This is a genomic window from Ectothiorhodospira sp. PHS-1 (assembly GCF_000225005.1).
Classification (GTDB): Bacteria; Pseudomonadota; Gammaproteobacteria; order Ectothiorhodospirales; family Ectothiorhodospiraceae; genus Ectothiorhodospira.
Genome location: NZ_AGBG01000009.1, coordinates 1 through 20,267, shown reverse-complemented (window position 1 = coordinate 20,267; position 20,267 = coordinate 1). Strand labels below are relative to the sequence as shown.

16 protein-coding genes and 1 tRNA gene are annotated in these 20,267 nt (G+C 64.8%); 13 read left to right on the top strand and 4 right to left on the bottom strand.

Going from position 1 to position 20,267, the window contains the following annotated elements:
* Window positions 1-126: 126 nt before the first annotated feature.
* Window positions 127-1,914, top strand: coding sequence for an ABC transporter ATP-binding protein/permease (locus ECTPHS_RS05515; RefSeq protein WP_008931706.1), 1,788 nt, complete (start codon window positions 127-129; stop codon window positions 1,912-1,914).
* 89 nt (window positions 1,915-2,003) lie between these two features.
* Window positions 2,004-2,291 carry a hypothetical protein gene (locus tag ECTPHS_RS05510; RefSeq protein ID WP_008931705.1) on the top strand — a complete coding sequence of 96 codons (288 nt, stop codon included), beginning with the start codon at window positions 2,004-2,006 and terminating at the stop codon, window positions 2,289-2,291.
* Window positions 2,292-2,413: 122 nt separating this feature from the next.
* Here the strand turns inward: ECTPHS_RS05510 and queF are convergent, their stop codons facing one another.
* A complete protein-coding gene (gene queF / locus ECTPHS_RS05505) occupies window positions 2,414-2,803 on the bottom strand; it encodes a preQ(1) synthase (RefSeq protein ID WP_008931704.1) in 390 nt (129 codons plus the stop codon).
* Between the two features lie 104 nt (window positions 2,804-2,907).
* Here queF and smc point away from each other — a divergent pair, with 104 nt between their 5' ends.
* Genes smc through ECTPHS_RS05475 form a run of 5 tightly spaced genes read left to right on the top strand, consistent with a single transcriptional unit; the run spans window position 2,908 to window position 11,137 of the window.
* A complete protein-coding gene (gene smc / locus ECTPHS_RS05500) occupies window positions 2,908-6,417 on the top strand; it encodes a chromosome segregation protein SMC (protein WP_008931703.1) in 3,510 nt (1,169 codons plus the stop codon).
* Between the two features lie 26 nt (window positions 6,418-6,443).
* A complete protein-coding gene (gene zipA, locus ECTPHS_RS13930; protein ID WP_008931702.1) occupies window positions 6,444-7,412 on the top strand; it encodes a cell division protein ZipA in 969 nt (322 codons plus the stop codon).
* 15 nt (window positions 7,413-7,427) lie between these two features.
* A complete protein-coding gene (gene ligA, locus ECTPHS_RS05485; protein ID WP_008931701.1) occupies window positions 7,428-9,464 on the top strand; it encodes an NAD-dependent DNA ligase LigA in 2,037 nt (678 codons plus the stop codon).
* A gap of 43 nt (window positions 9,465-9,507) precedes the next feature.
* Window positions 9,508-10,332, top strand: coding sequence for a motility protein A (locus ECTPHS_RS05480; protein ID WP_040405249.1), 825 nt, complete (start codon window positions 9,508-9,510; stop codon window positions 10,330-10,332).
* On the top strand, window positions 10,289-11,137 hold the full coding sequence (locus ECTPHS_RS05475) for an OmpA family protein (RefSeq protein ID WP_008931699.1): 849 nt from the start codon (window positions 10,289-10,291) through the stop codon (window positions 11,135-11,137). The genes ECTPHS_RS05480 and ECTPHS_RS05475 overlap by 44 nt, the downstream gene beginning before the upstream one ends.
* Before the next feature lie 16 nt (window positions 11,138-11,153).
* Here ECTPHS_RS05475 and ECTPHS_RS05470 read toward each other — a convergent pair whose 3' ends face one another.
* The 3 genes from ECTPHS_RS05470 to ECTPHS_RS05460 form a co-directional block, all read right to left on the bottom strand.
* Complete coding sequence (locus ECTPHS_RS05470) at window positions 11,154-11,345, bottom strand: PA3496 family putative envelope integrity protein (RefSeq protein ID WP_008931698.1); 192 nt, start codon at window positions 11,343-11,345, stop codon at window positions 11,154-11,156.
* A gap of 184 nt (window positions 11,346-11,529) precedes the next feature.
* Window positions 11,530-13,416, bottom strand: coding sequence for a DEAD/DEAH box helicase (locus tag ECTPHS_RS05465; protein WP_008931697.1), 1,887 nt, complete (start codon window positions 13,414-13,416; stop codon window positions 11,530-11,532).
* Between the two features lie 158 nt (window positions 13,417-13,574).
* Window positions 13,575-13,661: transfer RNA gene (locus tag ECTPHS_RS05460), tRNA-Leu, on the bottom strand.
* Between the two features lie 124 nt (window positions 13,662-13,785).
* Between ECTPHS_RS05460 and queA the strand changes: the two genes are divergently transcribed.
* The 6 genes from queA to ECTPHS_RS05430 form a co-directional block, all read left to right on the top strand.
* A complete protein-coding gene (queA, locus tag ECTPHS_RS05455) occupies window positions 13,786-14,829 on the top strand; it encodes a tRNA preQ1(34) S-adenosylmethionine ribosyltransferase-isomerase QueA (RefSeq protein ID WP_008931696.1) in 1,044 nt (347 codons plus the stop codon).
* Between the two features lie 3 nt (window positions 14,830-14,832).
* A complete protein-coding gene (tgt, locus tag ECTPHS_RS05450) occupies window positions 14,833-15,948 on the top strand; it encodes a tRNA guanosine(34) transglycosylase Tgt (protein ID WP_008931695.1) in 1,116 nt (371 codons plus the stop codon).
* 61 nt (window positions 15,949-16,009) lie between these two features.
* Window positions 16,010-16,339: a preprotein translocase subunit YajC gene (gene yajC / locus ECTPHS_RS05445; RefSeq protein WP_008931694.1), complete on the top strand. Its 330-nt coding sequence runs from the start codon at window positions 16,010-16,012 to the stop codon at window positions 16,337-16,339.
* A 40-nt stretch (window positions 16,340-16,379) separates the two neighbouring features.
* The gene (gene secD, locus ECTPHS_RS05440) at window positions 16,380-18,242 is read left to right on the top strand and encodes a protein translocase subunit SecD (RefSeq protein WP_008931693.1); all 1,863 of its coding nucleotides are present in this window, start codon (window positions 16,380-16,382) and stop codon (window positions 18,240-18,242) included.
* A 13-nt stretch (window positions 18,243-18,255) separates the two neighbouring features.
* Complete coding sequence (gene secF, locus ECTPHS_RS05435; RefSeq protein ID WP_008931692.1) at window positions 18,256-19,194, top strand: protein translocase subunit SecF; 939 nt, start codon at window positions 18,256-18,258, stop codon at window positions 19,192-19,194.
* 218 nt (window positions 19,195-19,412) lie between these two features.
* Window positions 19,413-20,267 (top strand): RNA-guided endonuclease TnpB family protein (locus ECTPHS_RS05430; protein ID WP_008931691.1); only part of this gene is annotated, 855 nt, incomplete at its 3' end.

Below are 20,267 nucleotides of genomic sequence, written 5' to 3'. Positions count from 1 at the left end.
GGGCTGATCCACAAGAGATTATTCAGTTACAGTGCGCAAAACAACAGCAGGCCGGGCATTTTGGAATATTTCCTTGATCGATCTCATTGGGTATAACGGAGGCTTTGCCCTCTTGCCGGAAATCCTGTGAGACATCGCTCCGACTACGCCTACTCCGATCAACCTATCAACTGGCGCATCCTGCGCAGCTTGCTGCCCTACCTGATGGAATTTCGGGGGCGGGTGGCTCTGGCCGTGGTCTTTCTCACCCTGGCCAAGCTGGCCAACGTAGCGATACCGGTGGCCCTCAAGTACATCGTGGACCACTTCGATCCCTCGGTGGAGGCGGCCCTGGTGGCCATTCCCCTGGGGTTGCTGCTGGCCTACGGCCTGCTGCGGTTCGGCTCGGTGTTCTTCGGCGAGTTGCGGGATGCCGTCTTTGCCCGGGTGGCGGAGCGGGCCATGCGGCGGGTTTCCCTGCGAGTATTCGAGCATCTGCACCGGATGGACCTGGGATTTCACCTGTCCCGGCGGACCGGCGGCCTGACCCGCGACATCGAGCGGGGCACCACCGGCATCAGCTTCCTGCTGCGCTTCACCGTCTTCAACATCATCCCCACCCTGTTGGAGATCGCCATGGTGGCGGTGATCCTGATGCTCATCCTGAGTCCGGGTTTTGCCGTGACCATGGTGCTGTCGGTGGGCATCTACGTGATCTTTTCCATCTTCGTGACCGAATGGCGCAACCGCTTCGTGCGTGAGGCCAACCAGATGGACAACCGATCCAACACCCGCGCCGTGGACAGCCTGCTCAACTACGAAACGGTGAAATACTTCGGCAACGAGGCCTTCGAGGCCCGTCGCTATGACGCGGATCTGGAGGCCTGGGAGTCGGCGCGGATGAAGAATCGCCTGTCCCTGGCGGCGCTCAACTCCGGCCAGGCCCTGATCATTGCCGGCGGCATCACGGTCATGATGATCATGGCGTCCTCACGGGTGGCCGCCGGGGAGATGACGGTGGGGGATCTGGTGATGGTCAACGCCTACATGATCCAGCTGTTCATCCCTCTGAACTTCCTGGGCTTTGTGTACCGTGAGATCCGCGAATCCCTGATCAACATCGAGCGTCTGTTCGGTCTCATGGACAAGCCGCCCAAGGTAGTGGATCGCCCCGGGGCGGGCGCGCTGGTGGCCGATGGCGGAGAGATCCGGTTCACGGACGTCTGTTTCGGCTATGGTCCGGATCGGCGGATCCTGAATCGGGTGAGCTTTCATGTGCCCGCCGGGCATAAGGTAGCCATCGTCGGCGCCAGCGGTGCCGGCAAGTCCACCCTGGCCCGGCTGCTGTTCCGGTTTTACGATGTGGATCAGGGCAGTATCTGCATCCATGGGCAGGATATCCGGGACGTGACCCAGGACAGCCTGCGGGCGGCCATCGGCGTGGTGCCCCAGGATACGGTGCTGTTCAACGACAGCATCCGTTACAACATCGCCTACGGCTGCCCCGGCGCCACGGAAGCCGCCGTGCGGCGGGCCGCCCGTCTGGCCCATCTGGAAGACTTCATTGCCCGCCTGCCCCAGGGGTATGACACCGTGGTGGGGGAGCGGGGACTCAAGCTCTCCGGCGGTGAGAAACAGCGCATCGCCATTGCCCGGGTGATCCTCAAGGACCCGCCCATCCTGATCCTTGACGAGGCCACTTCATCCCTGGATTCCCATTCGGAGCAGGCCATCATGGGGGCCTTGAAGGAGATTGCCCGGGCGCGCACCACCCTGGCCATCGCCCATCGGCTCTCCACCATCCAGGATGCGGATCACATCATCGTGCTGGATCAGGGGCAGGTGGTGGAGCAGGGCACCCATGATGCCCTCCTGGCCCGGCAGGGGGTCTATGCCGGACTCTGGCAGAGCCAGCTGCAGCAGTCTGTGAAGTAGGCCCGGATCGGCCGCCCTGCCTATGGTCTAGACTCATGGGACGGTGAAGCAACGCTTGTGCCGTCGATCAATGAATCAAGGAGGTCACCATGAGTCAACGCGAAGCTCACATCGAAAAGCTCAAGGCCAGACTGGATGAGTGGAACGCCGAGATCCACAAGCTGGAGGCCAAGGCCCAGGCCGCCCAGGCGGACATGAAGATCCAGTACGAGGAACAGCTCGCGGCCATGCGGGAGCAGCGGGACAAGGCCCGCGAAAAGATGCACGAGTTGCAGGATGCCAGCGAGGATGCCTGGGAGCACATGCGCGAAGGCATGGAGTCGGCCTGGGAGCACATGTCGAAGGCCTTCAAGGACGCCATGAATCGCTTCCGGTAGGGAAGTGCCGATGCCCCCTCTGCCGTCACTCCCGCGAAAGCGGGAGCCCAGGGGGGGCTGCACACACTGGACTCCCGCTTGTGCGGGAATGACGGACTCAGGTCAACCGGGGCACCCGGCTGTCAGGGCAGCTTCACTTCCAGCGGCGGCTGCCAGTCGGGGGCACGGTGCTCGGCCGTCACGGTGGTATACACACCACCACGTACGTTGAATTCCGCTGTCAGACGCATGAAGCGGGGCGCCGTGGCCGCCACTAGGTCGCCGAGGATGCGGTTGGTCACCGCCTCGTGAAAGGCGCCTTCATCCCTGAATGACCACACATACATCTTCAGAGACTTGAGTTCTACGCACCGCTCATCAGGCACGTATTCCAGTCGCAGCTCGGCAAAGTCCGGCTGGCCGGTCTTGGGGCAGAGGCAGGTGAACTCCGGCACCCGGATGCGAATGGTATAATCCCGATCCTTTTTTGGATTTTCAAAGGTTTCCAGGGTCTTGCTAGGCTGGCTCGACATGCTGTTCGATATCCGGTCATCAGTGGTGGGTACAGCCTGATATTCTACGCCTTTGCACCAATGTGCCGGAACCCGTCTACCGTACTGGGAATAATCGCCTCTCGATGCGACTGAGCAAGATCAAACTGGCCGGCTTTAAATCCTTCGTCGATCCCACCACCATCCTGCTGCCCAGCAACCGGGTGGGCATCGTGGGGCCGAACGGCTGCGGCAAGTCCAATACCATCGATGCCGTGCGATGGGTGATGGGGGAGTCCTCCGCCCGCTATCTGCGCGGCGACTCCATGGACGACGTCATTTTCAACGGCTCCTCCACCCGTCAGCCCGTCGGCCAGGCCTCCATCGAACTGGTGTTCGACAACAGCCAGGGGGTGCTGGGGGGGCAGTACGCCCAGTACGCCGAGATCTCCATCAGGCGCCGCGTCTCGCGGGACGGCCAGTCCCAGTATTTTCTCAACGGCACCCGCTGCCGGCGGCGGGACATCACCGACATCTTCCTGGGCACCGGACTGGGGCCCCGCAGCTACGCCATCATCGAGCAGGGGATGATCTCCCGCATCATCGAGGCCCGGCCGGAAGAGTTGCGGGTCTACCTGGAAGAGGCCGCAGGCATCTCGAAGTACAAGGAACGGCGACGGGAAACCGAAACCCGCATCCGCCATACCCGCGAGAATCTCGAACGCCTGCAGGATCTGCGCGACGAGGTGGACAAGCAGCTGCGCCACCTGCAACGCCAGGCGGACGTGGCCGAGCGCTACAAGGCCTGGCGGGACGAAGAGCGCCGTCTCAAGGCGGAACTGATGGCCCTGCGACTCAGGGATCTGGAAACGGAGTCCGGGCACCGGGAGCAGGAACTGCGGGCGCAGGAAACCCGCCTGGAGGCCACGGTGGCCCGGCAGCGGCAGCTGGAAGCCGGGCTGGAGCAGGACCGGGAGGCCCTGGTGGATGCCAACGAGACCTTCAATGAAGTCCAGGGCCGCTATTACCGCCTGGGCAGCGAAATCTCCCGCACCGAGCAGTCCATCCAGCATCACCGGGAACTGCGGGAACGGCAGTCCCGTGAGCTTGAGCAGGTGCGGGACGGCCTGGCCCAGACCCGGCGCCACATCCAGGATGACGAAGCCCGCCTGGTGGAAGTGCTGACCGAACTGGAATCCCTGGAGCCGGAGCATGACGTGGGCAGCGAGGCTCTGGAAGAGATGGGTGAACGGTTGTTGCAGGCGGAGCAGGCCATGGGGGCCTGGCAGGGCCGCTGGGAAGACTTCAACCGGCGGGCGGCTGAACCCAGCCAGGCGGCCCAGGTGGAGCGGACCCGCATGGAACAACTGGAACGTCAGATTCACGCCGTGGATGAGCGCCTGTCCCGTCTCACCCAGGAGCAGGGAACCCTGTCCACCGATGCCCTGCGCGCCGAGATCCAGACCCTGGAAGACCAGTCCGTGCTGGCCCATGCCCGGGTGGAAACCCTGGACGAGGCGCTGCAGTCGGCCCGCGACCGGATTCATGACAACCGGGAACAGACCCGTCTGCATCAAGGCCAGGTGGATGAACTGCGCCGTCGCATCCAGTCTCTGGGCGGTCGTCTGGCCTCCCTGGAAGCCCTGCAGCAGGCGGCTCTGGGCAAGCAGACCGCCTCGGTGATGGGCTGGCTCAAGCGGCAGGGACTGGCGGATGCCCCCCGTCTGGGAGAAGGGCTGGACGTGACGCCCGGCTGGGAAAAGGCGGTGGAGACGGTGCTGGGCCAGTTCCTGGAAGCGATCTGCGTGCCGGCCCTGGACCCGGTGGCCCAGGTCTGCGCCTCCCTGGAACAGGGGGATCTGCTGGCCTGGGAAACCGACGATATCACCGGCGCCGACGATGCCCCGGCCCCAGACCGACTGGCGGACCGGGTGCGCGGCCCCGTTCCGCTGCTCGACCTGCTGGCGGATGTCCATGTCGCCGCGGACCTTGCGACCGCCCTGGCCCTGCGCCCTCGCCTGGGCCCCGGGGAATCCGTGATCACCCCGGAGGGGATCTGGCTGGGACGGCGCTGGCTCAGAGTGGCCCGGGACCGGGACGAACATGCGGGTCTGATCGGCAGGGACCGGGAACTGCGCCAGCTCAGGGAAGAGATGCAGGCCCTGCAGGAGACGCTGGAGAGCCGGCAGCAGGATCTGGAAGAGGGGCGTGAAGGCCTGCGCGAGCTGGAGGCCGGGCGTGACCAGGCCCAGGTGGAACTGAACCAGGCCCACCGGGCCGCCAGTGAGCTGGATGCCCAGCTCAGCAACCGCCGCACCCGCCTGGAGCAGGTGGAGACCCGCATGCAGCGGGTGGAAGGTGAGATCACCGAGGTGCGTGCCCAGCGCCTGCAGGAACAGGAAGCCCTGCAGCAGGCCACCCGTCGCCGCAATGAGGCCGTTACCCGGATGGAGGTGCTGGCCCGGGAACGGGAGTCCCTGGAGCAGGACCGGGATGGCCTGCGCCGTGACCTGGACATGATCCGGACCGAGGCCCAGGCCCGCCGGGAGGCGGTGCATCGCATGGCCCTGAAGCTGCAGACCCTGCGGGCCGCCCGGGATGCCACCCGTCAGGCCCTGGAGCGCCTGCGGGGCCAATCCGGTCAGCTGCAGGCGCGTCTGGAAGACCTGCAGACCGCCCTGGACGATGCCGAGGCTCCCATCGGTGAGTTGGAAGACACCCTGGCCACCCTGGTGGAGGACCGCATGGACGTGGAACATGCCCTGAGCCAGGCCCGTGCCGGGGTCCAGGCCCTGGAGGCCGGGATGCGGGACAAGGACCAGCAGCGCCTGGGGACCGAGCGGGAGGCGGAAACCCTGCGCGACCGTCTGGATGAATTGCGCATGGCTTGGCAGGAGATTAAGGTGCGCAGACAGACGGTTCTGGAGCAGCTGCAGGACACCGGTTTCACCCTGGCCCCGTTGCTTGAGGACCTGGACCCGGCGGCCACGGTGGCGGATCGGCAACGTCAGGTGGACGATCTGGGGCAGCGGATTGCGCGCCTTGGCCCCATCAACCTGGCGGCCATTGATGAGTACAAGGCCCAGAACGAGCGCAAGACCTACCTGGATGCCCAGTACAATGACCTGATGCAGGCCCTGGAGACCCTGGAAAATGCCATTCAGCGCATCGACCGGGAGACCCGGAGCCGTTTTCGCGATACCTTTGAGCGGGTGAACGGACGGCTGCAGGAGATGTTCCCCCGCCTGTTCGGCGGCGGGCAGGCCCATCTGGAGATGACCGGGGATGATCTGCTGTCCACCGGGATCGCGGTGATGGCCCGTCCGCCGGGCAAGCGTCTGTCCACCATTCACCTCATGTCCGGTGGCGAAAAGGCGCTCACGGCCGTGGCCCTGGTGTTCGCCATCTTCGAGCTTAACCCGGCGCCGTTCTGTATGCTGGACGAGGTGGACGCCCCTCTGGATGAAGCCAACGTGGGGCGTTTTTGCGCATTGGTACGGGAGATGTCGGAACGGGTACAGTTCATCTTCATCACCCACAACAAGACAACCATGGAGTTGGCCGATCAACTGGTGGGCGTGACCATGCGGGAACCGGGGGTTTCCCGTCTGGTGACCGTGGACGTGGAAGAAGCCGCCCAGATGGCCACTGCCTGAAGACACAACCAAGAAGGACCCGGGAGATGGATACGTTGCGCTGGATTCTGTTGATACTGGGGATCATGATTCTTGTCGGCATCTACCTGGCCGGCCGCATGCGGGCGCCCAGGCGACGGCGTGAGTTGCCCCGGGAAAAGCTGGAGCCGGATGAACTAGAGCATGTGCACATCCGGGCCGATGACGGCTTCCAGGAACCGCCTCGCGCGGGAGATGAACTGGACGGCCTGGGGGATCTGGTGGCGGACGAGGTCCGGGACCGACCCGTGGCCATGACCGTGAAGAAGGCCGCGTCCACCGCGCAGACCCGACAGGAAAAGACCGCCCGGTCCGCCGGCAAGGCATCCGGCTCCGGTCTGCTGGGGCGGTTGCCGAAGATCCCCGGCCTGGGCGGGGCGCCGGAGGCGCGTCGACCGGTCCGGGAGACCTCGAAGGCCGGATCGGCGGGCTCGGCGACGTCTTCGGTCGAGCCCGTGGAACCCATCGAGGCCATGGAGCCGCCGCCGGCGTCTGCCCCGGCGGCGCCGGCCGAGCGCCCCGTGAAACCGGAGGTGCCCCGGGAAAAGCTGGTGGTGCTGCATGTGGTCGCCAGCGAGGACGACCGTTTCCTCGGCGTGGACCTGGCCACCGCCCTGACTGCGGAGGGGATGGAGTTCGGCGACATGAACATCTATCACTACCTGGTGACGGACGGCCGGCGCCAGTTGCCGGTCTTCAGCCTGGCCAACATGCTCAACCCGGGGACGTTCGATCCCCAGTTCCTGGATGAATTCACCACCCCGGGGGTGACCCTGTTCCTGCAGCTGCCGGGACCCTGCGACGCGGTGGAGAGTTTCGATGCCATGTACCACTGCGCCGAGGGCTTGGCGGAGCGTCTCAAGGGGCAGGTGCTGGACGCCTCCCGCAGCGTCCTGACCCGTCAGGGCAGCGAACATATCCGCGAGGACATCCGCCGCTGGCAGTTGCGCGCGGGCCTGGGATCGGCGGGGCGATAACGGACCTCACTGCCCATGTCTGCCTCCATTCCCGACACCGTCCGCGACAGGGCGCAAGCTCTGCGCGCCCTGATTGCCCGTCACGATCACCGCTACTACGTCCTGGATGACCCCGAGATACCGGACGCGGCCTATGATGCGCTGCTGCGGGAGCTGCGCGACCTGGAAGCCGGGTATCCGGCGCTGGTCACCCCCGACTCCCCCACCCAGCGGGTGGGCGGGACCCGCCTGGAAGCCTTTCCCGAAGCGGTCCACCTGCTGCCCATGCTGTCCCTGGACAACGCCTTCGAGGAGGCCGACGTGCTGGCCTTCGACCGCCGGGTGCGGGAACGGCTGGAATGGGACGACGACACCCCGGTGGAATACGCCGTCGAACCCAAGCTGGACGGTCTGGCGGTCAGCCTCATCTATGAAGACGGTCTGCTGGTGCGGGGCGCGACCCGGGGAGACGGCACCACCGGCGAGGATGTCACCGTCAATATCCGTACCCTGCGCGCCATTCCCTTGCGCCTGCGGGGGAGCGGTCATCCCCGGCGCCTGGAAGTCCGTGGCGAGGTCTACATGGAGAAGGCCCGCTTCGAGGCCCTCAATGCCCAGGCCCGGGAACGGGGGGAAAAGGTCTTCGTCAACCCCCGCAACGCCGCCGCCGGCAGCCTGCGCCAGCTGGACCCGGAGATCACCGCCCGGCGTCCCCTGAGCTTTTTCGCCTACGGCGTCGGGCATGTGGAAGGCGCCGAGATGCCCGACAACCACGGGGATACCCTGGATCGCCTAGCGGACTGGGGGCTGCGGGTCTGTCCCGAGCGGGATGTGGTCGCGGGCGGGGAGGGTTGTCTGGCCTATTACCGGCGCATCGGTGAGTTGCGGGACACGCTGCCCTACGAGATCGACGGCGTGGTGTACAAGGTGAACCGGTTTTATCTGCAGCGGGCCCTTGGGTTTGTCTCCCGCGCTCCGCGCTGGGCCATCGCCCACAAGTATCCCGCCCAGGAACAGATGACCTGGCTGAGGGAGGTGGAATTCCAGGTGGGACGCACCGGCGCCATCACGCCGGTGGCCCGCCTGGAGCCGGTGTTCGTGGGCGGCGTTACCGTCAGCAATGCCACCTTGCACAACATGGACGAGATCCGGCGCAAGGATGTGCACATCGGCGACCGGGTCATCGTCCGCCGGGCCGGTGACGTGATCCCCGAGGTGGTGGCCGTGGTGGCGGCGGATCGGCCGATGGATGCCCGCCCCATCGTCATGCCCGAGCAATGTCCGGTCTGCGGTTCGACCATTGAGCGTCCCGAAGGGGAGGCGGTGTCCCGCTGCTCCGGGGGGCTGTACTGCGCCGCCCAGCGACGGGAGGCCATCCGCCATTTCGCCTCCCGCCGGGCCATGGATATCGAGGGCCTGGGTGAGCGGCTCATCGAACAGCTGGTGGAACGGGGACTGGTGGAGCATGTGGATGATCTCTACCGCCTGCAGACACCCGCTCTGGCGGCCCTGGAGCGTATGGGAGAGAAGTCCGCGGCCAATCTTGTTCAGGCCCTGGAACGCAGTCGGCACACCCGTCTGGATCGCTTCATCTTCGCCCTGGGTATCCGCGAGGTCGGCGAATCCACGGCACGGGCCCTGGCTGCCCACTTCGGTGGTCTGGATGCCCTGATGCAGGCAGACGAAGCGGCCCTGATGGTGGTCCCGGACGTGGGTCCCAAGGTGGCGGCCCACGTGGCCACCTTCTTTCGTCAGCCCCATAACCGGGAAGTGATCCGGCAACTGCGGGAGGCGGGAGTGCACTGGGAGGAACAGGCACCCCGCAATGCCGATGACCTGCCCCTGGCCGGTCGCACCTATGTGCTGACCGGCACCCTGAGCAGCCTGACCCGGGAGGAGGCGGCCGATCGCCTGCGAGCGCTGGGCGCCAGGGTGTCCGGCAGTGTCTCCCGCAAGACCACCGCCGTGATTGCGGGCGAGGCCGCCGGGTCCAAGCTGGAAAAGGCGCGCGGACTCGGGGTTGACGTCCTGGACGAGGCCGGACTCATGGCGCTGCTGGAGGGCGGCGGGTGATCCTTCTGGTGTTTCACCGTTGCTCCGCATTACACTCGATCCCATGAACCCTTCCACCTTGCTGGGCATGATCGGCGGTGTAGTGCTGCTGGCCAGTGTGATCGCCTTCACCTCCCAGGATCTGGGGGTGTTCCTCAATCTGCCCGGTCTGGGCATCGTGGTGGGCGGCACCATCGCCGCCACCCTGCTCAGTTATCCCCTGCATGAAGTGGTGCGGGTGTTCCGGGTCTTCCTGCTGGTGCTGCGTAATGAGCGCTATTTCTTCCGCGAGGACATGGAAGAGATCGTCGAGGTGTCCAGACTCTGGTTCAGCGGCAAGCTGGCGGCGGTGGACAACCGGCTCGACGGGATTCGCAACCCGTTCCTGCGCACCGGGGTGCAGTTGGTCATCGACGGCACTCCCATGGAAGACATCAACGACCTCCTGCAATGGCGCATGAGCCAGCTGCGGCGGCGCGAGCATGCCGAGGCCCAGATCTTCCGCACCATGGCCATGTATGCCCCCGCCTTCGGCATGCTGGGTACCCTGATCGGCCTGATCAACATGCTGCTGGCCACCGATACCAACGACTTTACGGTGATTGCGGTGAATCTGGGGGTGGCCCTCATCACTACCTTCTACGGACTGATCCTGGCCAATCTGGTCTTCAAGCCCATAGCCATCAAGCTGGAACGACGCACGGAAGAGCGCATCATCCTGATGAACATGGTGCTTGAAGGGGTCACCCTGATGCGCAAGGGGCGTTCCCCGGCCTATATCCGGGAGACCCTCAAGTCCTTCATGGCCCACCATCAGGACGATCTGAGGATGAAGGAGGAACGTCGTGACCCTGCCTCCCCGAAGGCCGGCGCCTCACGCCCCCGTTGATTCGGTTGGGGACGAGGGCGACAGCGAAGATCAGGATCTGCGGCGGCAGCTGCTCAAGGATGAACTGGAGGCCGCGCCCCATTTTCCACCGCCCTGGTCGCGGAGTGCCCTTGCGGAGCCCTTGGGCGAACGGGACGACGATCACGCCTGGCTGCTGATCTATGTGGATCTGCTGACCTTGGTGCTGGTGCTGTTCGTGATCCTGTTGGCCTATACCACCGTGGACGCGGAAAGCCACCTCAAGCTGGTGGACTCCCTGGCGGTGGAACTGGGGTATCCCCGTCAGGAAACCATCGTGCCTCCCATTGTGGAGGCCATCCCTCCGGCCCCTTCCCCCGGCAAGGCAGAGCGCCTGGCCAGGGATCTGACCGAATCCCTGGCCGAGAGCGGTGGCCTGGAGGATGTGGAAGTGCTGACCACGCCGGGTCAGGTGGAGCTGCGGATGCGCGAAGGTATCCTGTTTGCCAGTGGTCGGGCGGAGTTGCTGGGAGAGGGGGTGGCGCTGCTCGGCCGTCTGGCCCCCATCTTCGGGCCCGAGGTGGCGCGGGTGACCGTGGAGGGCCATACGGACAATGTGCCCATCGCCACCGACCGCTTCCCTTCCAACTGGGAGCTGTCCGTGGCCCGGGCCACGGTGGTGGTGCGTCAGCTGATCAGTGAAGGCGTGGCGCCCGAGCGCCTGCAGGCAACGGGGTTCGCCGACACGCAGCCGGTGGCGGATAACGACACCCCTCAGGGCAGGGCACAGAATCGCCGCGTGTCCCTGGTCCTGCAGATGGCGCCGGACGGGCTTCCCGAGCCTTGATCAATTAGCAAACTACTTACCAGTCCAGGTCTTGCAGACCCGAACCATTCTCGTCGAAGGCATCTTCCAGCTGACGCTTCAGGGCCCTGCGCTCCAGAAGCAGCTCCAGGGAGCGGCGCGCCGACAGGCGTGCGGAGCTATCGGATTCCTTCCAGTCAACGCTGTCGTCCTCATCATCCGCCAGAAGGGAATCGGGGGCCCTTGCCATGCTGTCATATCTCCAAGGTTGTTGTGATTTACGACGCCTTATAAACCTTGTGTAGAAAACTGCAACAAGATTTTTTTTATCAGAAAAGTAAGCGTCATTGATGAATGCGGGCAATAAAAAAGCCCGGTCCGCTGATCAGGCGGAACCGGGCCTTGGTCGGTCCGGCCGGAGCCGGATCCGGTGCTTACATGCCGCGACGGCGGGGCTTGCCGGGGCGGTCCATGCCGGGGCGGTCCATGCCGGGGCGGTCCATGCCGGGCTTGCCGGGACGTCCGCCGGGCTTTCTCGGGCCTGCGCCGCGGGGCGGCTTGCCGCCGGGACCACCGGGACCGCGACGGTCACGGAAGCCGCCGCCGAAGCCGCCGACCTCTTCCCGGCCGTCGGCGGGCGCCAGGTTCAGCCGCTGTCCGCACACCCAGACCTGCTTCAGATGTTGCAGCAGCTCCCGGGGCAGGTCGGCCGGCAGGTCCACGGTGGAAGACTCAGGGCCGATGTTGATGCGGCCGATGTGCTGGTTGTCCAGCCCCGCCTCGTTGGCGATGGCGCCCACCAGGTTGCCGGGCTTGAGGCCGTGGACCTGGCCCACATTGACCCGATAGCTCTGCATGCCGGTATCTTCCCCGCCGCGCCCGGCACCCCTGGGGGCGCGACGCGGTCCGGCATCCCGTTCCCTGGGGCCGCGTTCCCGCGCCATGGGGGCTCGCTCCCGCTCCGCGTCCATGGCGCGAGGGGCAGGGTTTGAGCGCTCGTCCAGCAGGAAGGGGGAGTCACCCTGGGCCATGTGGGCCAGGGCGGAGGCCACTTCCCGGGGGTCGGCATCATGTTCCTGAACGTATTCGGCCACCAGATTCTGGAAGAAGGACAGATCCTCGCCCACCAGGGTGTCGGTGATGGTCTGCTTGAAGCGCTCGATGCGACGCTCGTTCACGTCCCGGGCGGAGGGCATGTGCATGGGTTCGATGGGCTGGCGGGTGGCCCGTTCGATGGCCTGCAGCATGCGCTGCTCCCGGGGTGCCACGAACAGGATGGCCTCGCCCTTGCGACCGGCGCGGCCGGTTCGACCGATGCGATGGACATAGGACTCGGTATCGTGGGGGATGTCGTAATTGACCACGTGACTGATGCGTTCCACATCCAGGCCGCGGGCGGCCACGTCCGTGGCCACCACGATATCCAGCTGGGCACGCTTGAGCCGATCCACGGTGCGCTCCCGCAGCTTCTGGGGGATGTCCCCGTTCAGGGCCTCGGCGGCGTAACCCCGGGCGGTGAGCTTTTCAGCGATCTCCACCGTCTCGGTCTTGGTCCGCACGAACACCATCATGGCCTCGAAGTCCTCGTGTTCCAGCAGGCGGGTGAGGGCGTCCAGCTTGTGCAGGCCGCTGACCCGCCAGTAACGCTGGCGAATGGTATTGGCGGTGGTGGTGGTGGCGGCGATGCGCACTTCATGGGGCGATTTCAGGTGCTTGCGCGCCACCCGACGGATCACGTCGGGCATGGTGGCGGAGAACAGGGCCAGCTGGCAGCTCTGGGGGGTCTGTTCCAGCACCCATTCCACATCGTCGATGAAGCCCATGCGCAGCATCTCGTCGGCTTCGTCCAGCACCAGGGCGGTCAGACCCTCCAGATTCAGGGTGCCCCGGCGCATGTGGTCCATGACCCGGCCGGGGGTGCCCACCACCACCTGGGCGCCCCGACGCAACTGACGCAGCTGCACGCTGTAGGACTGGCCACCGTAAATGGGCACGACATGGAAGTCGGGCAGATGCCGGGCATAGGTCTGGAACGCCTCGGCCACCTGGATGGCCAACTCGCGGGTGGGGGCCAGCACCAGGATCTGCGTGTCCTTGCGGCTCAGGTCCAGGCGCGAGAGCAGGGGCAGGGCGAATGCCGCGGTCTTGCCGGTACCGGTCTGGGCCTGGCCCAGCAGGTCCTGTCCGGCGAGCAGCGGCGGGATGCTCTGGGCCTGGATGGGGGTGGGGACTTCATAACCGGCCTCGTTCAGGGCGGTCAGAACGGGCTCAATGAGGCCCAGGGCACGGAAATCGGCCGAATTGGTCTGTACTTGATTCAAGGGAATACCTGCGAAACGCGAAAAGCGGATGGGGATGGATGTCGTGATGAAGCGGACATCCGCGCTCCTCGTGGCGGTGGCCGCTTGAAAGGCCGGAGGTGGCATGGGTGTCCTGTTGTCAGGCACCGTACTGCCACGCAGACCTTTTGGGTTTCTCATGGTGCCGGGAGCGAGAATCGAACTCGCACTCTGTTTCCAGAACCGGATTTTGAGTCCGGCGCGTCTACCAGTTCCGCCATCCCGGCAAGGTGGGGATTGAGCATTATAACGATCCGGCATGGTCTTCGCCAATAGTATTTTGGTACCGACCGATCAGGTCCCTCTCATGTCGATGGCCCCCCCCCACGGTTCCTGATACCATCGCGCGCCATGCAAGTCAGTGACTTTACCTTTGATCTCCCCCCCGAGCTGATCGCCCAGGCGCCATTGCCGGAGCGCAGCGCCTCCCGGTTGCTGCACCTGGACGGCGCCTCCGGCGCGCTGGCCGACCGGCATGTCCGGGACCTGCCGGACCTGCTGCGGCCCGGCGATCTGCTGGTATTCAATGACACCCGCGTGATCCCCGCGCGCCTGCACGGCCGCAAGCGTGACTCCGGCGGACGGGTGGAAGTGCTGGTGGAGCGGCTGGAGGACCGGCATCAGGTGCTGGCCCATCTGCGCGCCAGCAAATCCCCCGGCGCCGGCGTCTGGCTGTGGCTGGAAGAGGCGGCCGAGGCCCAGGTACTGGGCCGGGAGGGTGACCTGTTCCGGCTGCGCTTCACCGATCCGGTGCTGGAGGTGCTGGAGCGCCATGGTCACATGCCGTTACCACCTTATATAGATCGTCCCGATACCCAGGACGACCGCCGGCGCTACCAGACCGTGTTTGCCCGCAGCCCCGGGGCCGTGGCCGCGCCCACGGCCGGCCTGCATTTCGATGAAGCCCTGTTGGAACGGATTCGCGCCCGCGGGGTCGAAACGGCTTCCGTGACCCTGCATGTGGGGGCGGGCACCTTCCAGCCGGTACGGGTGCAGGACATCCGGGAACATGTGATGCACGCCGAATGGGTACAGGTATCGGCACGGACCTGTGATCAGGTGGCGGCCTGCAAGGCCCGGGGTGGCAGGGTGGTGGCGGTGGGCACCACCAGCGTGCGCAGCCTGGAAAGCGCCGCCCGGGGTGGCGCGCTGGCGCCGTTCGAGGGTGATACCCGTTTGTTCATCGTGCCCGGTTACGATTATCGGGTGGTGGACGCCCTGGTGACCAATTTCCATCTGCCCGAATCCACCCTGCTGATGCTGGTGAGTGCCTTTGCCGGCCGGGATCAGGTGCTCGCGGCCTACCGGCACGCGGTGCGCGAGCGTTACCGGTTTTTCAGTTACGGCGACGCCATGTTCATGACCCGCCGGCCCCTTGAACCAACGGAACCTTGATACATGCAGTTTGAATTGATGGCCCGGGACGGGGCTGCGCGCCGCGGGCGCCTGATCTTCGACCGTGGCGTGGTGGATACACCGGCCTTCATGCCCGTGGGCACCTACGGCACGGTCAAGGCCATGACCCCCGAGGAACTGGAGGGTCTGGGTGCCCAGATCATCCTGGGCAACACCTTCCATCTCATGCTCCGGCCCGGTACCGAAGTGATCCGGGCCCATGGGGATCTGCACGACTTCATGCACTGGGAGCGGCCGATCCTGACGGATTCCGGCGGGTTCCAGGTATTTTCCCTGGCCAAGCTGCGCAAGATCACGGAAGAGGGGGTGCGTTTTGCCTCGCCGGTGGACGGCTCGAAGATCCTGCTCACCCCCGAGCGCTCCATGGAAGTCCAGCGGGCGCTGGGTTCGGACATCGTCATGATCTTCGATGAGTGCACGCCCTATCCCGCCACCGAGGACCAGGCCCGCCACTCCATGGAATTGTCCCTGCGCTGGGCGGCCCGTTCCCGGGTGGCCCACGGCGACAATCCGTCGGCCCTGTTCGGCATCGTCCAGGGCGGCATGTACGCCGACCTTCGGCGCCGCTCCCTGGAAGGATTGATGCAGATCGGCTTTGACGGCTACGCCATTGGCGGGCTGTCGGTGGGCGAGCCGGAAGCGGAGCGCAACCGGGTGCTGGACGGGCTCACCCCGCTGATGCCGGTGGATCGGCCCCGCTATCTGATGGGGGTGGGCAAGCCGGAGGATATCGTCGAAGCGGTGCGCCGGGGGGTGGACATGTTCGATTGCGTCATCCCCACCCGCAATGCCCGCAATGGTTTTCTCTATACCCATGACGGGGTGATGCGGATTCGCAATGCCCGGTTCCGGGACGACACCCAGCCCATCGATCCGGAATGCGACTGCTATACCTGTCGCCACTATTCCCGGGCCTATCTGAAGCATCTGGACAAGTGCAACGAGATCCTAGCCAGCCGTCTGGCCACCCTCCACAACCTGCACTACTACCAGACCCTGATGCGGGAGATGCGCCAGGCCATCGCCGCCGGCACCCTGGAGACGTGGGCCCGTGCCTTCCATGAGCGGCGCGCGCAAACCCCACGGTCTGTGACATAATGGCGCCCTTCAAGCATCCCCAACCCTACCGATTATCCATTCAATTCAAGGAGTCCCGCCCATGAACTTCTTCATTTCCGATGCCTACGCCCAGACCGGGCAGCCCGCCGGCGGTGGTTTCATCGAATTCCTGATCATGATCGTGATCTTCTTCGCGATCATGTACTTCCTCATCATCCGCCCCCAGAGCAAGCGCGCCAAGGAACACAAGGCCATGGTGGACGGCCTGAACAAGGGCGACGAGATCGTCACCAACGGCGGCCTGGTGGGCAAGATCACCCAGGTGACCGAAAACTTCATCAAGGTGGAAGTCTCCGAAGGCGTCGTGGTCAACGTCCAGCGCCAGGCCGTGGCCACCGTGATGCCCAAGGGTTCGATCAAGGACATCTGATCCGACCTTATCATTTCATCAGTCCCCATCTGGTCCCGTCATGAACCAATACCCCTACTGGAAGTATGTCCTGATCGTGGTCGTCATGCTGGTGGGCGTGATCTACTCGCTCCCCAACCTGTATCCGGAGGATCCGGTGGTACAGGTGGCCAATTCCGCCACGGACGTAGTGGACGCAGACACCCGACTGCAAATCCAGGCCGTGCTGGAAGGGCGGGGCGTGGACGTGAAGTCCACGGAGTTCGACGGGGCCCAGTTCATGCTGCGCTTCAACAGCGCCGATGACCAGCTGTTGGCGGCGGACATCCTGCGCACGGCCCTGCCGGGGAACCATGTGGTGGGGCTGAACCTGGCCCCCGCCACCCCCGGCTGGCTGCGCGCCATCAACGCCCGCCCCATGTCCCTGGGTCTGGACCTGCGGGGGGGGGTCCATTTCCTGATGGAAGTGGACATGGATGCGGTGGCCGACAACATCTATGAGCGCTACACCAGCGAATTCCGCACCCAGTTGCGGGATGCCCGCATCCGCTACCTGAGCGTGGAGCGGGATGCCGACGGCGTGCATGCCCGCTTTGCCGATGCCGACAGCCGTGACGAGGCCCTGCGGGTACTGCGGCGGGAATACCGGGGGGATCTGGACTTCCGTACCACCCAGTCCGGCGAGGTGTTCCGTCTCAGCGGTACCGTGACCTCCGACTATCTGTCGGCCCAGCGGCGCCTGGCCCTGCAGCAGAACATCACCACCCTGCGCAACCGGGTGGACGAACTGGGCGTGGCGGAACCGGTGATCCAGCAGCAGGGCGAGGACCGCATCGTGGTCCAGTTGCCCGGCGTGCAGGACACCGCCCGGGCCAAGGAAATCCTGGGTGCCACCGCCACCCTGGAATTCCGTCTGGTGGACGAGAGCAACGACCCCTTCACCGCGGCTGAAACCGGACGCTCCCCGGCCAACTCCCGGCTCTATTTCGAACGTGACGGCACCCCGGTGCTGTTGCAGCGCCAGGTGATGCTCACCGGCGACTTCATCAATGATGCCTCTTCCGGCATCGCCCAGGACAGCGGCAGCCCGGCGGTGTTCATCAACCTGGATGCCCAGGGTGCCCGCATCTTCAGCCGGGTCACCGGTGAGAACGTAGGCCGCCTGATGGGCGTGGTCTTCATCGAGACCAGCACCGAGACGGTGGAAGAGGACGGTGAACTGGTCCGGCGCACCATCCGCACGGAAGAGGTCATCAACGTGGCCCGCATTCAGGAACAGCTGGGCCGCCGTTTCCAGATCACCGGGCTTGAAAGCACCCGCGAGGCCCGCAACCTCGCCCTGTTGCTGCGTGCCGGTGCCCTGGCCGCGCCCATGAGCATCGTCGAGGAACGCACCGTCGGCCCGAGCCTGGGTCGCGACAACATCGAGCGGGGGTTCAACTCGGTGGCCATCGGCTTTGTCCTGGTGCTGATTTTCATGGCCCTGTACTACCGGGTGTTCGGCCTGGTGGCCAACGTGGCCCTGACCCTGAACCTGATCCTGATCGTGGCCATCCTGTCCATGCTCCAGGCCACGCTCACCCTGCCGGGGATTGCCGGCATCGTGCTCACGGTGGGCATGGCGGTGGACGCCAACGTACTCATCTTCGAACGCATACGGGAGGAGTTGCGCAACGGCAATTCACCCCAGGCGGCGATCAAGGCCGGCTATGACCGCGCCTTCTCGACCATTGCCGATGCCAACATCACCACCCTGATCGCGGCCCTGGTGCTGTTCATGTTCGGCACCGGTCCCATCAAGGGCTTCGCGGTCACCCTGTCCATCGGCATCCTGGTGTCCATGTTCACGGCCATCGTGGTGACGCGCGCCATCATCAACCTGACCTACGGACGTCAGCGTCGCCTCAAGACGCTGGCCATCTGACCCGGGGACGACCATGAAGCTCAACTTTGCCAAGGCCAATATCGATTTTCTGGGGCAGCGCCGTATCGCCCTGGCGGTCTCGCTGGTGCTCATCGTCGCTTCCCTGCTGCTGCTGGGCTTTCGCGGCCTGAACTTCGGCATCGACTTCACCGGCGGTACCCTCATCGAGGTGGGGTATCCGGAGGTGGTGGAGTTGGAGCAAGTCCGCAGTCAGCTGGAGACGGGCGGCTTCGGCCGGGCCACGGTGCAGTACTTCGGCACCTCCCGTGACGTGCTGATCCGGCTCGCGCCCCGCGAGGGCGAGAACACCGCGGAACTGTCCGAGGAGGTCCTGGACGTGTTGCGAGGCGGCGGTCCGGCGGGCGTGGAGCTGCGCCGGGTGGAGTTCGTCGGCCCCCAGGTGGGCGAGGAGCTGCGGGAGCAGGGCGGTCTGGCGATGATCTACGCCCTCATCGGGATTCTGATCTACGTGGCCCTGCGCTTTGAATGGCGTTTTTCGGTGGGGGCGGTCACCGCCCTGGTCCACGACGTCATCATCACCCTGGGGATCTTCTCCCTGTTCTGGCTGGAATTCGATCTCTCGGTGCTGGCGGCGGTGCTGGCGGTGATCGGTTATTCACTCAACGACACCATCGTGGTCTATGACCGCATCCGCGAGAACTTCCGCAAGCTGCGCAAGCAGGGGGCGGAGCAGGTGATGAACCTCTCCGTGAACGAGACCCTGGCCCGTACCATCATCACCGGCGTGACCACCCTGCTGGTGCTGCTGGCGCTGTACCTGCTGGGCGGCGCCGTGATCCAGAACTTTGCCCTGGCCCTGATCATCGGCATCGTGGTGGGCACCTACTCATCCATTTACGTGGCGGCGGCCGTGGCCCTGGTGATGGGCGTGGATCGCAACGTCATGCTGCCGGTGAAGAAGGAAGGGGCAGAACTGGATGAACGGCCGTGAGGTGACCCCTCATCCTCGGCAAGCCTGTCCCGGTCCCGTCCGTGCCTACCCTGAGCGGAATGCTCGGGGGCGCGTGGCAAACCTGACCTGAAACAGGAAATGGATCACCGTGATGCGCGAGAAGCCCCCGGCTTTAGCCGTGGGGAGGGATAGCGCTCGCCGAAGGCGGCTTTTGTTATAGTATTTTTCATTGCGAAGTAGGCTCTGGAGACCTTGAGTTGACTGATGCCGCCAAAACCATCATCAAGACCCTGAGCGTGCGGGTGAAAGACCGGCACGCCAAGGTGCTTGATCGCATGGGGTTCGAGGTCAATCAGGTTTGGAATCTGGCCAATGAAATGGCCTATGAGGCTTGGCATGTTCCCGTGCCCGAGGTGGGCTGGATTCAGGGAGTGTGGTTGCACCCCTTTGACATCCAGAAAGCATTGGCCGGGATCAACAAGGCCCGTGGATGGCTGATTGGTTCGGCCACGATCCAGGAAGTGATCGCGGTCCACGGCAAGTCTCGAAAACAGTTCAAAAAAAGCAAACTGCGCTGGCGGGTGTCCGGTGGCCCTCGTCGCAGTCTGGGCTGGATTCCGTTCAAGTCCCGTGCCGCGCGGTTTGAAGGCGGCAAGGTGCGTTTTGTCGGGGAAAGTTTTGGGGTATGGGACAGCTACGGGCTTGAAAACTTTAAATTCCGTGCGGGGAGTTTTTCCCAGGATGCCCGAGGCCGTTGGTACTTTAATGTGCAGGTGGGGGTTGCTGCTCAGGAGAGATCGGAAGGTTGCAGTGCGGTGGGCATTGATCTTGGGCTCAAGGATGTGGCCACCTGCTCGGATGGCGGGCGTTTATCGGCCACCCAGCCCTATCGAACTTTGGAAAGAGAGTTGGGCATTGCGCAACGGGCCGGAAAGAAAAAACGGATCAAGGCCATCCACGCAAAAATCAAACACCGGCGCAAGGACGCCATCCATAAATTCAGCAGCATGCTGGTGGAACGGCATGGTGCGATCTTCGTCGGTAACGTGAGCAGTTTCAGTCTGGCTAAAACCCGCATGGCAAAGTCCGTGCTGGATGCCGGATGGGGAATA